Raw genomic sequence first — 14781 nt, forward strand, 5'->3', positions numbered from 1 at the left:
AACATTAAAATATATCCCACCCTATAAAAATAGATATTATCTTAACTTCTTACTCCTTTGTAGCTGAGATTTCAATCTTGGCGGTTTTTGATATTGATATAAATTTTAAAATACCAACGTGTAATAGCAAGGTTGAAACCTCGCCTACAGAGATTGGCACAATTCTTATTTTGTTGGCACTTTCAATGGGTAGAATGAATTCCACCCTACAAAATAGATATTAATTTAACCTCTTTCCCCTTTGTAGCTGAGACTTTAGTCTTGGCGGTTTTTGATATGGATATATAATAAAAAAGCATTGCACATACTTTTTATTTTGTGTGCAATGCTTTTACTATTTTATTCTCCGAAAGATTTTTTAGCTTCGTCTAGTGCTTTTCTAGTGTTTGTTTCTGCTTCAGTTAATGCATCTTTTGTGCTTTTTTCACCTAGTATTATTTGTTGTAATGCTTTGTTCATGTTTTCATGTATAGCATATCCATTTAATACTTTAGGGTCGCAATATCCATAGTCAAATTCTTCTGTTGCTACAGCTTTTGCTGGATTTTCTTTTTCTGCATAGTCTTTAAAGTCTTTTGAATCTAAAACAGATTTTCTAAGTGGTAAGTATCCTGATTTTGTTCCCCAAGTTAATTGGCTTTCAGGTTCCATAAAATATTTTATGAATTTGAATGCTGCTAGTTTTTCTTCTGGTGATGGTGTATTAAATATTGTTACATCTGTACCTGAGAATAATGCAGCTTCTTTTTCATCTTTAGGTAAAACTGCTGTTTTAAAGTTTATGTTATTACCTTTGCAAGTTTCGATTATTTCTGGTAATGCAGATATTGAAGATATACCCATTGCAGCTTCCCCTCTTCCGAAAGGTCCTGTCATGTATTTTTCTTCATTACATATTTTAGCTGAACCATCTTTAACCATTCCAGCTAAGAAATCAAAAGCTTTTTCTGTTTCTTTTGAATTAAATAATATTTTATCATTTTCTTCATCTATAAGATGTCCGCCTGCTTGTTCTACCCAAAAACTTGAGTCTATTCCAACTGAAGAGTTAAATGCTAATCCATATTTTCCATCAGTAGTTAATTTTTTTGCTGCATCTTTAAGTTCATTCCAAGTTGTTGGAACTTTTACATCAGCACCTTTTAATATATCTTCATTGTAGAATAAAAGGTATGTACCTTTATTGAATGGTAATGAGTGATGTTTTCCATTCCACATTCCATTGTCTCTTAAGAATTCAGGAATATCATTCCAAGCCTTTTCATCAAAGCCTATTTCCTTATTTTCTATGTATGGATTTAAATCTTCTACTAAATCATTTTTAACATAAGCAGTTAATCTATTAGGATATATCATAGATAATGCTGGTAGTTGATTAGATTTTGAAGCTCCTTCAAGTTTAGAGAATAACTCTTTATAATGTCCTTGATACACTAAATTTACAGTGATTTTATCAGGATTTTCTTTGTTAAACTTCTCTGTAATTTCCTTAAGTACTGCTTCATTTTCTCCACTCATAGCATGCCAAAATTCTATGCTTACTGGCTCTTTAATTTCTGTAGCAATTTTAGCTGTTTCTTCTTTTTCACCTGCATTTGCTGATGTGTTTGCTGAGTTTCCACATCCAACTAATCCAAAAGTTAAAAGACAAGATGTTAAAATTGCTGTTAATCTTTTTAGTTTCATAATCTTTCCCCCTCAAATTTTTATATAATTAAGGTTTTGTCTTATTAAGACTTAACCCTTTATACCTGATTTAGTTATTCCAGAAATAATATATTTTTGAAGTACGAAGTATATTATCATTATGGGCACTATAACCGTTGTTGTAGCAGCCATTAATAAATGATATTTTCCGCCTACTTCTGATGTAAAATTCATTATTCCTACTGGCAACGTTCTCATAGTTGGTATATTTGTAACTATAAGTGGCCATAAAAATTCATTCCAACTGTTAACTATTTTAAGTAATGCTATTGTTATTAATGCTGGTTTTGATATTGGAACCATTATTGTCCATAAATATTTAAAATCACTACATCCATCTAACTTTGCTGCATAATAAAGTGAATTTGGTATTGTTAAAAAGAATTGTCTTAGTAAAAATACTGAAACTACACTTATAGTCCAAGGAATTGTAAGCCCTTTAAAAGTGTTTATCCATCCTAGCCTTGCAGTCGTTATATAGTTTGGTATTAACATTAATTCTCCTGGAACCATCATTGTTCCAATCATAATAGAAAAAATAATGTATCTTCCCCAAAAGTTAATCTTAGAAAATGCAAATGCAGCTAAAATCGTTGTTATAAGCGTTCCAACTGTAACAATTGCCGTTATGATTACACTATTGAAAAAATAACGTACTATTGGAATTTGCGTTGCAACTTCTTTATAATTAGAAAACTTCGGATTCTTAGGTATAAACTCTGGTGGCATTATAAATACTTCATTAAGTGATTTCAAAGAAGTACTTAACATCCACACAAATGGAAGTAACGTTATTATGCATCCTACTATAAGAATGATATAAACAAAAATCTTAGAAATTTTAATTTTTTTCATATTCCCACCTCTTAATCATAGTTCACCTTTTTCTTTCCAATCTTAAACTGAATAGTATTTAACACAACAATTATAAAAAATAATACTAATGCAGCTGCAGAGGCAATTCCATATTGATAGTGGTTATAAAATTTATTGTATATATAATAAACCATAGTTAAACAACTATTTAATGGACCTGGTTGTTTATCAAATAGTGCAAATACAGAACCAAATACTTTAAATCCATTTATGCAAGTTATTATACAAACAAAAAATAATGTTGGTGATAATAAAGGTATTACTACATACCTTACCCTTTGCATAAAGCTTGCTCCATCTATTTTTGCAACTAATTCATACTTTTCATCTATATTTTGAAGCCCTGATAAGAAAATAATTATGTTGTATCCAAGTGTCCTCCAAACACTGACTATAACTAAACTCGTCATAGAATATTTAGGGTCTGTAAGCCACTGAATAGGGTCTATATTAAATATAGAAAGAAAATAATTTAAAAGCCCATGGTCACCATGAAAAATCCATCTCCATACCATAGATATAGCAATGCTTGATGTTACAAATGGTAGAAAGTATACACTTCTAAAAAAGCCTTTAAGCTTTATATTTGAATTTAAAAGTATGGCTATAAGAAGTGATAAACCTATAGATATTGGCATAACTAAAAGTACATAAACAAATGTATTCTTTATAGCTAAGAAAAAATCTGGATCACTTAAAAGATAAGCATAGTTATCTAATCCTCTTTCAAAAACTATATTTTTTTGATAGTTATACTTACTGTAAAAACTCATATCAAAAGTCTTTATTATAGGATATATATTAAAAATAATTAATATTATAAGAACTGGTGCTATATATAGTAGTCCTTTTAAAAAAGTTTTTAAATTCTTATTTTCATTAAGCAAATTTTATATTTTCTCCTGTCTCGGCATCAAAGAATAATAATCTATCCTTTTTTATACCAATTGAAATATCCTTAGTTTCTAAACTTAATAAATCATAAGGGACCACTATTTTAACCTTAGCACCGTTAATATCAACCTTTAATATTGAGTCTTTGCCTATATTTTCTCTATCCATAATTTTGCCATCAAAATATTTATTGTCTGCATTCACTACAAAATCTTCTGGTCTAATACCAACCTTGTAGCTATTAACTTTTTCCGATATTTTATCTATATTTTTAAAGTCATCCAATTTTAAATTCTTATCAAAAATGTTTAATACGTTTTTTTCTTTACTTATATAACAATCAAAAATATTTATAGACGGATTTCCTATAAAATTTGCTACAAATAAATTTTTAGGATTTTTATAAAGTTCATTTGGCAAATCATACTGTTGGAGCTTTCCATCTTTTAATATAACGATTTTATCCGAAATACTTAATGCTTCTTCTTGATCATGAGTTACAAATATTGTAGTTATATTCAGTTCTTTCTGAATTCTCCTTATCTCAGATCTCATTTCAACACGAAGTTTTGCATCTAAATTTGATAATGGCTCATCTAAAAGTAATATTTCTGGTTTTTTAACTAAAGCCCTTGCAATTGCTACTCTTTGCTGTTGTCCACCTGACAATTCTGATGGCTTTCTTTTAAGTAGTTCTTCAATCTTAACAAGATTAGCCATATAAAGAACGTTTTCTTTTATATACTGCTTGTCCTTTTTTTGTAATTTCAAAGGAAATGCTATATTATCGAAAACATTCATATGAGGATATAATGAATAGTTTTGAAAAACCATACCTATATTCCTCTTTTCCGGATCAACATTATCTATTACCTTATCATTAAAAGATATAGAACCATTTGCAGCTTTGTGTATACCTGCTATAGTAAAAATAGTTGTACTTTTACCACATCCACTTGGTCCAAGCAAACTCACAAGTTCTCCAGATTTAACATGTAAGTTAAGACCATCTACAGCAACAAAATCTTTAAACTTAACAGAAAGATTCTCAATTTTTAAATCCATAAATTCACCTTCCTAAATTTTTTTCTTAAAGAATTTGATTACTTCATCTATATTTAAACTGTCTATCCCAACTACAGGAACATCTAAATTTTTAACTTCTAATAATTTATAAAGTCTTTCAATAAGTACTCCTGGCTCATTAATAAGCTTTATAGAAGAAATCATCTCAGATAAATTCTCATTACTACCTATCTCACCATACCAATCTCCAGAGCAAGTTTTATCTACTCCACAGCTTGGACTACCATTGATACCTATAATACCTAAAACTGAAAAACCATTATTTATATATTCTTCTATCTGATTTATAGGTTCTTTTAATAATAAATCGCTTACCTCTCTAAAATGAGGTGTATCAAATTGCTCCTTAACATGTCCCCAACGCTTTAACCCATAGCAAGTTGTTTCAGGACATGGAAGTTGTAAAATTCCAACACCATTTTCAAAAAATAAAGAAAGAAGTTCTTTTTTCTTCATTTCAAACTCCTCATTAGATTCTTTAAAACTAACTACCTTCGAAAACGGATTTATTAAACAATGACTTAAAACAATAATTTTTTTACATGTATTTATATTTTTCATAAAACCACCTAAATTAATTAAAAAAAGTAATATAATCGTACGTTTACAGTATAAATATACAAACAAAATATTACAAATATACAATTTCAATAGATATTTGTTATCTATTTGTAAAACAAATAAACATATACATATAATGATAAAACAAAAGAACTGCATAATTTTGCAGTTCTTATAAATACTCTTTTAAATCATCTAAAGATTGCATATCTAATATTTCTGTCAAACTAAACACCTCCTTATTTATTTCAATTTTATCATCAGAATTCTATATTTATAGCATTTCTAGATTTTATATTTTTTATCTTAAAACATCAATTGACTAAAGGAAGTTAATCTTCAGTAGCCGCTGGGACTGGCTCTGATAAATTTATTTATGGATATGCACCTTTGTTCTAGACTCTTCTTAATATATATAACACCTTGAGTTGCCTGTCCCTTTTGTTACGGCTTAAAACTTAGATAGTAATTTACTAATATACGGCTTCTAACTTTTTACTTGACTTTATCCTTACTTAATTTATCTTTTTAATCTTAAACATACCAATCAACAAGAGGGACAGACATTTTTGGGGCTAGTTACCTTTTCTTGATTTACTACCTTTTTTAATAAGCTACTTACCTAAACAAGCAAAGTCAGTCCCAACTGAAGAAGTTACTGTACTTAAATTTTAATTATTATTTTCAAACATAAAAAGACAGGTTATTTACCTGCCTCAGTTTCTTTTCTTATTTTTTTAACTTCCTCTATGTTAAGTCCTACTTTTGATGCTATAGTTTCATCATCTAAAATATCTAATAAATTTCTAGCTAGCTCTATTTTTCCTTTTTCTATTCCTTTTTCTATTCCTTTCTTCTCTGCTATTTCTTCCATTTCCTTTATTATAAATGCGTTGTTAGCTACCATATTTTTAACCTCCTCTTTACTTGCGTCTAAAACTTCCCTTGCCTTTTCAGCTAGTCTATCCTCGGTTGTATTTTTTATCCAATGTTTTATAGCTTTTAATTCTTCTTTTGTAAGTTTATCAAAGAATAATGCTATTGTTTTAACTCTTTCTAAAAACTCTATTGGTGTTATTTTTTGATCTAATAAAAATATAGCTGATGTTACATTTTTATTTTCCACCAATTTTTCTTTTGTAAATCCGTTGTTTATATCTATAGGGTTCAAAGTTTCTCCTTATACTTATCCTTCTTATAACTTTGACACCCTTATTAGTGAGACTAGCTCGGAAAACCCTCTATAAAAATTTAAAATATATAACTTCAACATATTCATTTATGTATATATAATATTAAATTCGAGCTTGTTTCCCTACATTATATCATATGTAAAATTTAAAATTCCATTGTGAAATTTATCTTCATTATAGAACATTTTTCTAAATTCATTTGGTGCATCCCAAACCTTTGTTCCATTATATAAAACAATTGGAACTACTACTGGTATTTTTATGTTCTTATCATTTTTATCATGTTTGGCATTTTTACAATACTCTCTAAGTATTTCACAAATATAAAATAAAAGCCTTATTGGCATTGTGTAGTCAACTCTTGATTGAAATTCTAAAAGTATATAAAATATTGCTTCACTATCTCCTATTTTTGCTTTATATACTATATCTGATTCAGATTCTTCATAATCAGAAGCTATGTAAGACTTGTTAACTAGTGTTAAATCTTCTGCCCTTAATTCCTTTGTAAACTCCTTGTTTACAAAATTCTTTAATAAATCAAGTGCTATTTCCTTTTTTGAATACAAATCTTTATAGGATTTATCATGAATATGATATATATCCTTTTTAGTTTTTTCCTTCATCTAAAATCAATCCTTTATTTGTTCATTTATCTTAAGTTGTACCCTTAAAGTCTAAAATTATACATTATCGCATAAGTCAAAATAATAAATTCCTTTCTATATAAAAGAACAATTATCCTACTATTAACATATCTATTTTGAATCGCTAACTAAGCTTGTGATATCAAAATGGAATGTCTGAATCGTTTACATATATTATTTTAAATGTTATTATTTTGTTGAATTTATAAGACATATGAGAAGATATGTCGAAATATATTTTCTTTAAAGGGAATGCAGTGTAATTCTGCAACAGCCCACGCTACTGTGATGATAATACCTTATTACTATAGTGATTATAGTTCGGTTGATTCTAAGTCAGAAAACCTTCCGTGTATTGTATATACTATTATCTCGATGGGGGATACTTAGTACGACAAATTTCTGTTTTACTATACGTATAAAACAGCTGTGGAATTCCCTCAGCTGTTTTTATTTTTAAAATTATATTAAGGGAGAGAGAATATGAAAAAAGCAACTACTAAACGACTTTCTATTATTCTGACGGTGATGTTTGCCCTATTCACTTTTATAGGATGCTCGCCGAAATCAAACAAAGCTGAAGCTTCTAACATCGATCAAACACGAGAGATGATTTTTGCAGCTTCAAGAGATCAAGCACCTGGTGAAAAAGATGCACATTATTGCACTATTAATTTAGGTGTATGGGAACCACTTGTTACAAAAGATGAAGACGGTAACCCAGCCCCAGCATTAGCTGAATCATGGGAAAGCAATGATGCTCGTACTGAATGGACATTTAAATTAAAGAAAGATGTTAAATTTTCAAATGGAACACCTTTTAACTCTGACATTGTTGTTAAGAACTTTGATCGTTATAAAAAAGGTCCATTTCCATCATCTTTTTATGGAATGAACATAGAAACTACTTATCCAGGTCTTAAGGATGTTGTAGCTGTTGATGAAAACACAGTAAAACTTACATTCTCAAAGGCAAATCCTATGCTTACATATACAATGGCTAACTTCGGAAGTAGTATTTTTGAACCATCTTGCTTTGCTGAAGATGGAAATTTCAAAGAAATGGCTATTGGAACAGGTCCTTATAAACTAGTTGAAAATGTTGTAGGAGAATACTGTGTAATTGAAAAAAATGAAAATTATCATGGTGATGCCCCAACTCTTCAAAAATTAAAATTCCGTGTTATAAGTGATGCAAATAATAGATACTCTGCATTATTATCAGGTGAGGTTCACGGATTATGTGACTTAGGAGCTATAACTCCATCACTTGCTGCAGAACTTGAAAAGAATAAAGACTTCACTGTAAGTGTTGGTGATTCTGGTATCACTCACTTTTTAAATGTTAACGGAAACAAATTTCCTTTCAATGACATAAAAATGAGAGAAGGATTAAGCCTTTTATTAGATAGAGAAGAAATTATAAATGAATTTTACAATGGATACGGACTACCTGCTGGTGCATTCTTAAATTACACATCACCTTTCTACAAGAAAATAGATGCTGTGCATAATGCTGAAAAAGGTAAAAAACTAATCAAAGAAGTAATTGGTGATAAAGAAGTTAATCTTGAATTTATTTTACCAACTGGAGATTGCAACCGTTATCCTTACGAAGAAGAAGCTGTTTATATCCAATCTCTTTTATCAGAAGTGGGAATAAACTCAAATATAACAGTATTTGAATGGGGTAAATGCAAAGAAATGATGAAATCCGGAAGTTATGATATGTGTTTAAAAATTCAAGGACTTCCAAGTGCAGACCCATTTGGTCTTTTTAAAGGATATATGTATAGCAAAGGTGGTTCAAATATTGGATATGGTTTAGGCTATAAAAATGAACATGTTGATGAACTTATAGAAAATGCTAGTAATGAATTAAATATGGACAAAAGAAAATCCATTTATGATGAATTACAAGATATATCAGCAAAAGATTTTCCAAACATTCCAGTAATGTATTCTCAAGAAGTAGTTGCTTGTAGCTCAAAAGTTAAAGGTTACAAAGCTACTCCATACGGTTTAACTGGATACACTCAAGTTGAGTGGGCTGAATAAAATAAAAAAACAAATATCCCTGAAGGTCTTATGACTTTTGGGGTATTTTTTTAAGAGAGGTATTTATGGATTTATTTAAATATATATCAAAACGACTTTTAACTTTAATCCCTGTGCTATTAGGCATTACTTTTTTTGCTTTTCTTCTTGGTCATATATCACCTGGCGACCCTGCTGAAGAAGCACTAATTTCCATAGGCATAGAAGTTCCTAGCGTTGAGCAACTAGCTGAAATGCGCGAAAATATGGGCCTTAATGATAACATCTTTAAACAATATGGACATTGGGTTAAAAATGCAGTTAAAGGTGATTTAGGCACTTCCTATTTCACTAAAAAAAGTATATCTGAAGAATTTAAAACACGAATTCCAATAACACTAAAGATATCTATATTAGCTTTAATTATGACTATATTCCTAGGCATTGGCATTGGTCTTTTAATGGCTATATTTAAAGATACATTTACAGATAAATTGCTCAGGTTGATTTCTGTATTATTTTTATCAATCCCAGGCTTTTGGCTTGCAATAATAATGATTATTATATTTTGCGAAAAACTACATTTACTGCCTACAAGTGGAAATGGTGGAATTAAACACATGATTATGCCAGCCTTTGTCCTTGCTAGTTCTACTATTGCAATGACTTCTAGGGTAACTCGTTCTACACTAATTAAAGAACTAGGTGAACAATATATTGTTGTTGCTAAATCTAAAGGTTTATCTCAAAAACTTGCTACATTCAAACATGCATTCATTAACTCTCTTGTACCTATTGTAACTCTTATAGGTAATTACTTTGGTGGAATTTTAGGTGGTGCAACCATTGTTGAATCAATTTTTTCACTTCAAGGAATGGGAAGTTATGTATTAAGAGGTATTAGTAGTCGAGATTACCCTATAGTTCAAGGTTACGTTTTATATACTGGTATCATTTACGTTGTAATAACTTTAACAATTGATATTATATATATTTTTATTAACCCTAAAATTAGATTGAATGGAGTGAACAATTAATGAATTATAAAGGAAAAGTCAAAATAAGAATTGCTTCATATAGCAGTATTCTCATACTTATTGTTCTAATAAATGTTTTTGCACCTTATATTGCACCCTATAATCCTAACGAAGTTGTAATGTCTCAAAAACTTCAAACCCCTAATAGTGCTCACCTTTTGGGTACTGACAATTTAGGTCGTGATATTTTAAGTAGAGTAATTTATGGTGGTCGTTCATCCATTTTAATTGCTGCCGCTGCTACCTCTCTTTCTATGAGCCTTGGGCTAATAATTGGACTAGCTTCTGGATATTTTGGGGGAATTTTAGATAGCATAATCACTATAATTTCTAATATATTTCAGGGGCTTCCAGGTATGACACTTATGATTGCACTTGTAGGTATTCTAGGTGCTGATAATAAAAGTCTTGTATTCTCTTTAGTTATCACCTCATGGGTTGGTTTTTCGAGATTTGTTCGTGCTGAAGTTATGCGTACAAAACAAGAAACATACATTGAAGGAATGAAGTGCTTTGGTGCTAGTCATCTTAGAATTATTATAAAAGGAATTATACCTAATATTTTAAGCAACTGCCTAATTTTATTTACAACACGTATAGGTAGAGTTGTACTATCAGTTTCTGGTCTTAGTTACCTAGGTCTTGGTATTCAGCCACCTACTCCTGATTGGGGTGCTATGATAAGTGAAGCACAAAAATATTTTCGAACAACTCCCCATCTATTAATTGCACCAGGCATTTGCATAATCATATTTTCACTTGCAGTTAATCTTTTAGGTGATGCTCTTCGTGACTATATGGATGTAAAAAATGACTCAATAAAGGAGTTTTAAAATGGATAAAAATAATATTAAAATAGAAAATTTAAATGTAAAATTTGTAACACCCTTTGGCTCTGTAAAAGCCGTTAAAAATCTTACAACTACATTTACGGCAAATAAAATAACTGGAATAATTGGCGAAAGCGGAAGCGGAAAATCTGTAATGGGAATGGCTATTTTGCAGCTTCTCCCTGAAAATGCCCTTATTAATGGTACATGTACTTATAAGGATTTTAATTTATTTAAATTAGGACCTAAAAAAATGCAAAAAATATGTGGTAAAGAAATTGGACTTATTCCCCAAAATCCCAATGCATCTCTTAATCCAATGATGAAAATTAGAAATCAACTTAAGGAACCTCTTTTAATTCATAAGTTAATGAACAAGAAAGATGCCAATAATGAAGTTAATGATTTATTAAAGCAATTTGGGTTTCATGATTCATCTTCAATTGGACAAAAATATTCATTTCAAATGAGTGGTGGAATGAACCAACGTATTGTTTCAGCTTTAGGCCTTGCTTGCAAACCCAATTGGATAATAGCAGATGAACCAACTAAAGGATTAGATGCCATAATGAGAAATCAAGTTTACAGAGTTCTAAAGAAAATTTACTCTGAAAATAATTGTGGAATGATTGTTATTACACATGACTTAATGCTTGCCTTTCATTTGTGTGATGAAATAAGAGTAATGTATTCTGGAGAAATAATCGAGCAAGGTCCATGTAAAAATGTGTTTGAATCACCTTTGCATCCTTATACAAAAGGTCTTTTAAATGCATTACCTCAAAATGGAATGAAACCTGTTCCATATGGTTCTAAAAATATAGATGATAAGTCTTCTGCATGTGCCTTTTTTAATCGCTGTCCAAATGCTAACTCAAATTGTTTGAATAAAAAAATGGAAAACTTTTCGGTTAGCGAAAAAAGAAAGGTAAGGTGCTTTAACTATGCTTAAATTAAAATCTATTAATAAAAGTTTTGAAAGTGGAATTATCGTTAAACATACTATAAAAGCTGCAAATGGCATATCATTTAATATAGCAAAAGGAAGTACTCTTGGTCTTGCTGGCAACAGTGGTTGTGGTAAAACTACTATATCAAAAATGATTTTAGGCATTTTGCCTCCTGATAGTGGTGAAATTCTTTATAATGATAAAAATATATATAATTTAACAAAACAAGAAATGAAACAATATCATAAGGATGTACAAATCATTTTTCAAAACCCTGAAGGTTCTATGAATCCTTCAAAAACAGTTTTAGATAACTTAATAGATCCTATGATTATCCATAGCATTCTTAACTCAAAAGAAGAGAGAATTAAAAGAATACATGAACTTTTAGATATGGTTGGTTTATCCAAGGGATTATTAAATCATTATCCTCATCAAATAAGTGGTGGTGAAGCTCAAAGATTAGTTATATGTAGAGCTTTAACTTTAAATCCTAAAGTTCTTATATTAGATGAACCAACATCAATGCTTGATGTTTCTGTACAAGCACATATTATGAATTTACTTAAAGACCTTAAAGCTTCACTTGGTCTTACTTATATTTATATTTCTCATGATATTGACCTTCACAAATGGTTTACAGATGAATTAATCATAATGCATGAAGGTTGTATTGTAGAGCAAGGTTCTACTGAAGCTTTACTAAATAACCCTAAAGAAGATTATACAAAGAAATTATTGAACTCCTTTGAAATGTGGGATTAAAAAGAAAGTGGGGATGTTAAATGACTTATTTAAATGAAAGATACTTACCAATTGATTTTAATGAATACTGGGGAGAATTATTAAAACAAGAAGACGGCACATACTCTCAACGTATGAAAGATGACAATGTAGAAAGGGATTTTTGGAAAAACTTTATCAATAAAAAACATGGCTACAATCAAGATGCATCTGCAAAAATAGTAATGAATGAAATAAGAAATATCCTTTCCAATTATTCTATTAACACGATTTTAGAAATTGGGCCAGGATGGGGAAACTACACACTAGACTTAGCTTCTATATGCTCTAATATCACATGTGTTGATATTTCTAATGACATACTTAACTTTATAAACAAAATTGCCAAGGAAAACAATAAATCTAATATAAGTACTGTGTTTTCTAAATTTGAAGATTTTAGCGAAGATAAAAATTATGATTTTATATTTGGTTATAGTTGTTTTTATAGAATGAGAAATTTAAAAGATGTCTTTAAGAAAATGAATACTCTTTCTAATAAACTATGTATGGTAGGTATGGGAATGGGCATTGTAACTGACTATTATAAAGAAATGGAAACTAGTCTTAATCTAGAACTTACTCATAATAAAAAAGATTATATCCACTTTGCCAATATTCTATATCAAATGGGCATTGATGCAAATATAAAAATAATTCCTCTCGAAAAGAAAATTATTTATGACACTTGGGATGATGTTATAAAAAATGAAACTACCAGATTAATAGATAAGGAAACTGTTCTAAAAAAACATTATGATTCAATAAATCAGGTTTTAAAAAAATATTTTAAATTAAACTCTGATAATAAATATGAATATACCTATAAATTTAGGGGCTCTCTAGTATACTGGGAACCTCAAGAAATATAAAAATGCGAGCTCATTTTCATACCTAAGATTTTAGTCTTTATTGTTTTAATATTACTCAAATTCACATATTCAATTATCATAGAATACAATATTAATGAATATTTTGATTGGAGTTATTTATATGGGATATTACATTGAATCAAACTCAAATGTAGACTTATACGTAGAAGACCTTAATCCAACAGGAAGTAACACTATAGTTTTTCTTCATGGTTGGCCTGGAAGCCACAAATTATTCGAGTATCAATTTAATTACTTATCTTGTCATGATTGTCGTTGTATTGGAATTGATCAAAGAGGATTTGGCGAATCAGATAAACCTATTGATGGATATGATTATGATACATTAAGTGATGATGTTAAGTGTGTTGTGGATGCACTAAAACTTAAGGACTTTACCTTAATTGGCCATTCTACAGGTGGTGCAATTGCTATAAGATATATGGCTAGACATAAAGAATTTGGAGTTAATAAACTTATTCTTTGTGCAGCTGCAGCACCAAGTTTAATTAGACGTTCTTACTTTCCATATGGATTAAAAAGAGAAGTAGTTGAAGAAATAATTAAAGAAACATATGCTGATAGACCCAAAATGTTAAATAATTTTGGAAAGATATTTTTCTATAAAAAAGTTAGCCAACCATTTTCAGATTGGTTTCTTCAATTAGGATTTCAAGCTGCAGGCTGGTCTACCGCCGCTATTGCAAAAGCTTGGCTAGATGAAGAACAATTATTTGATGATATGAAGAAAATTAAAGCTCCAACGTTAATTTTACATGGAATTCATGATAAAGTATGCTTGTTTCCTTTAGCTGAGCAACAAAAAAAACTAATTCCAAATGTAAAACTTATAAAATTTGAAAATAGCGGCCATGCATTATTCTATGATGAACTGAACAAATTTAATAAAGAAGTATTATGTTTTATTAATAAACACTAAATTAAAAACATTTTAATTTTTGTTATGATGTGATGCTTCATTTTAAAATAGAAATAAAAAATACTTTATTTCTATTTTTGTTTTTTTGTAAATTAATTACTTCTATAGTACTTTATAAACATTAATGAATATGTGATAAAATATAAATTAATATATAGGAATACAATGTTAAACTTTAAGTTATTCATGTTTCAGTTGAGAAAGAGAAATTTAAAGTATTGTGCAAAAATTAACAATTAACGATGAACAATTAACAATGAAGGATAAAACTGAAGTCTCAGTTTATTTGAATGAATCTTTATGATAATTTGCTAAGCAAATTAGTTTGAAAACAATATAAAAACATAGTTTTTATGGAATTCTATTCA

Annotated in this window: 14 protein-coding genes and 1 riboswitch; of the genes, 7 read left to right on the top strand and 7 right to left on the bottom strand. The window is 29.3% G+C overall.

Features of this window, described 5'->3' with window-relative positions:
- Positions 1 to 339: 339 nt before the first annotated feature.
- The 7 genes from BN346_RS09240 to BN346_RS09270 all read right to left on the bottom strand — a co-directional run bounded on the left by BN346_RS09240 (position 340) and on the right by BN346_RS09270 (position 6943).
- Entirely contained in the window at positions 340 to 1686 is a 1347-nt protein-coding gene (locus tag BN346_RS09240) for an ABC transporter substrate-binding protein (RefSeq protein WP_040328116.1), read from the bottom strand.
- Between the two features lie 51 nt (positions 1687 to 1737).
- A complete protein-coding gene (locus BN346_RS09245; protein ID WP_040328117.1) occupies positions 1738 to 2562 on the bottom strand; it encodes a carbohydrate ABC transporter permease in 825 nt (274 codons plus the stop codon).
- A gap of 11 nt (positions 2563 to 2573) precedes the next feature.
- A complete protein-coding gene (locus tag BN346_RS09250; protein ID WP_040328118.1) occupies positions 2574 to 3470 on the bottom strand; it encodes a carbohydrate ABC transporter permease in 897 nt (298 codons plus the stop codon).
- Entirely contained in the window at positions 3463 to 4542 is a 1080-nt protein-coding gene (locus BN346_RS09255) for an ABC transporter ATP-binding protein (RefSeq protein ID WP_040328120.1), read from the bottom strand. The genes BN346_RS09250 and BN346_RS09255 overlap by 8 nt, the downstream gene beginning before the upstream one ends.
- Before the next feature lie 12 nt (positions 4543 to 4554).
- Entirely contained in the window at positions 4555 to 5124 is a 570-nt protein-coding gene (locus tag BN346_RS09260; protein ID WP_040328122.1) for a CD3072 family TudS-related putative desulfidase, read from the bottom strand.
- A 703-nt stretch (positions 5125 to 5827) separates the two neighbouring features.
- Positions 5828 to 6295 (bottom strand): RpnC/YadD family protein, encoded by a 468-nt coding sequence (locus BN346_RS09265; protein ID WP_040328124.1) that lies wholly within the window; start codon positions 6293 to 6295, stop codon positions 5828 to 5830.
- Between the two features lie 144 nt (positions 6296 to 6439).
- Positions 6440 to 6943, bottom strand: a complete 504-nt coding sequence (locus tag BN346_RS09270) for an Rpn family recombination-promoting nuclease/putative transposase (protein ID WP_040328126.1) — start codon at positions 6941 to 6943, stop codon at positions 6440 to 6442.
- Positions 6944 to 7161: 218 nt separating this feature from the next.
- A riboswitch (cobalamin riboswitch) is annotated at positions 7162 to 7330 on the top strand.
- Positions 7331 to 7447: 117 nt separating this feature from the next.
- On the opposite strand from BN346_RS09270, the gene BN346_RS09275 reads away from it, so the two are divergent.
- The 7 genes from BN346_RS09275 to BN346_RS09305 all read left to right on the top strand — a co-directional run bounded on the left by BN346_RS09275 (position 7448) and on the right by BN346_RS09305 (position 14413).
- Entirely contained in the window at positions 7448 to 9022 is a 1575-nt protein-coding gene (locus BN346_RS09275) for an ABC transporter substrate-binding protein (RefSeq protein ID WP_040328128.1), read from the top strand.
- A gap of 65 nt (positions 9023 to 9087) precedes the next feature.
- Positions 9088 to 10038, top strand: a complete 951-nt coding sequence (locus BN346_RS09280) for an ABC transporter permease (protein ID WP_040328129.1) — start codon at positions 9088 to 9090, stop codon at positions 10036 to 10038.
- Positions 10038 to 10871 (top strand): ABC transporter permease, encoded by an 834-nt coding sequence (locus BN346_RS09285; protein ID WP_040328130.1) that lies wholly within the window; start codon positions 10038 to 10040, stop codon positions 10869 to 10871. The genes BN346_RS09280 and BN346_RS09285 overlap by 1 nt, the downstream gene beginning before the upstream one ends.
- 1 nt (position 10872) lies before the next feature.
- Complete coding sequence (locus BN346_RS09290) at positions 10873 to 11820, top strand: ABC transporter ATP-binding protein (protein WP_040328131.1); 948 nt, start codon at positions 10873 to 10875, stop codon at positions 11818 to 11820.
- Positions 11813 to 12583 carry an ABC transporter ATP-binding protein gene (locus tag BN346_RS09295; RefSeq protein ID WP_040328133.1) on the top strand — a complete coding sequence of 257 codons (771 nt, stop codon included), beginning with the start codon at positions 11813 to 11815 and terminating at the stop codon, positions 12581 to 12583. Before BN346_RS09290 ends, BN346_RS09295 begins: the two co-directional genes overlap by 8 nt.
- Positions 12584 to 12603: 20 nt before the next feature.
- The gene (locus BN346_RS09300) at positions 12604 to 13473 is read left to right on the top strand and encodes a class I SAM-dependent methyltransferase (protein WP_040328135.1); all 870 of its coding nucleotides are present in this window, start codon (positions 12604 to 12606) and stop codon (positions 13471 to 13473) included.
- 121 nt (positions 13474 to 13594) lie between these two features.
- On the top strand, positions 13595 to 14413 hold the full coding sequence (locus tag BN346_RS09305) for an alpha/beta fold hydrolase (protein ID WP_040328137.1): 819 nt from the start codon (positions 13595 to 13597) through the stop codon (positions 14411 to 14413).
- Positions 14414 to 14781 lie beyond the last annotated feature (368 nt).

Origin of the sequence: Clostridium ihumii AP5 (assembly GCF_000612845.1) — a bacterium.
GTDB classification, from domain to species: domain Bacteria; phylum Bacillota; class Clostridia; order Clostridiales; family Clostridiaceae; genus Clostridium_J; species Clostridium_J ihumii.

Bases quoted from the DNA above. Each gene is read 5' to 3' on its own strand.
- BN346_RS09240 (WP_040328116.1), bottom strand. From the start codon at position 1,686: ATGAAACTAAAAAGATTAACAGCAATTTTAACATCTTGTCTTTTAACT.
- BN346_RS09245 (WP_040328117.1), bottom strand. From the start codon at position 2,562: ATGAAAAAAATTAAAATTTCTAAGATTTTTGTTTATATCATTCTTATA.
- BN346_RS09255 (WP_040328120.1), bottom strand. From the start codon at position 4,542: ATGGATTTAAAAATTGAGAATCTTTCTGTTAAGTTTAAAGATTTTGTT.
- BN346_RS09260 (WP_040328122.1), bottom strand. From the start codon at position 5,124: ATGAAAAATATAAATACATGTAAAAAAATTATTGTTTTAAGTCATTGT.
- BN346_RS09270 (WP_040328126.1), bottom strand. From the start codon at position 6,943: ATGAAGGAAAAAACTAAAAAGGATATATATCATATTCATGATAAATCC.
- BN346_RS09275 (WP_040328128.1), top strand. From the start codon at position 7,448: ATGAAAAAAGCAACTACTAAACGACTTTCTATTATTCTGACGGTGATG.
- BN346_RS09280 (WP_040328129.1), top strand. From the start codon at position 9,088: ATGGATTTATTTAAATATATATCAAAACGACTTTTAACTTTAATCCCT.
- BN346_RS09285 (WP_040328130.1), top strand. From the start codon at position 10,038: ATGAATTATAAAGGAAAAGTCAAAATAAGAATTGCTTCATATAGCAGT.
- BN346_RS09290 (WP_040328131.1), top strand. From the start codon at position 10,873: ATGGATAAAAATAATATTAAAATAGAAAATTTAAATGTAAAATTTGTA.
- BN346_RS09295 (WP_040328133.1), top strand. From the start codon at position 11,813: ATGCTTAAATTAAAATCTATTAATAAAAGTTTTGAAAGTGGAATTATC.
- BN346_RS09300 (WP_040328135.1), top strand. From the start codon at position 12,604: ATGACTTATTTAAATGAAAGATACTTACCAATTGATTTTAATGAATAC.
- BN346_RS09305 (WP_040328137.1), top strand. From the start codon at position 13,595: ATGGGATATTACATTGAATCAAACTCAAATGTAGACTTATACGTAGAA.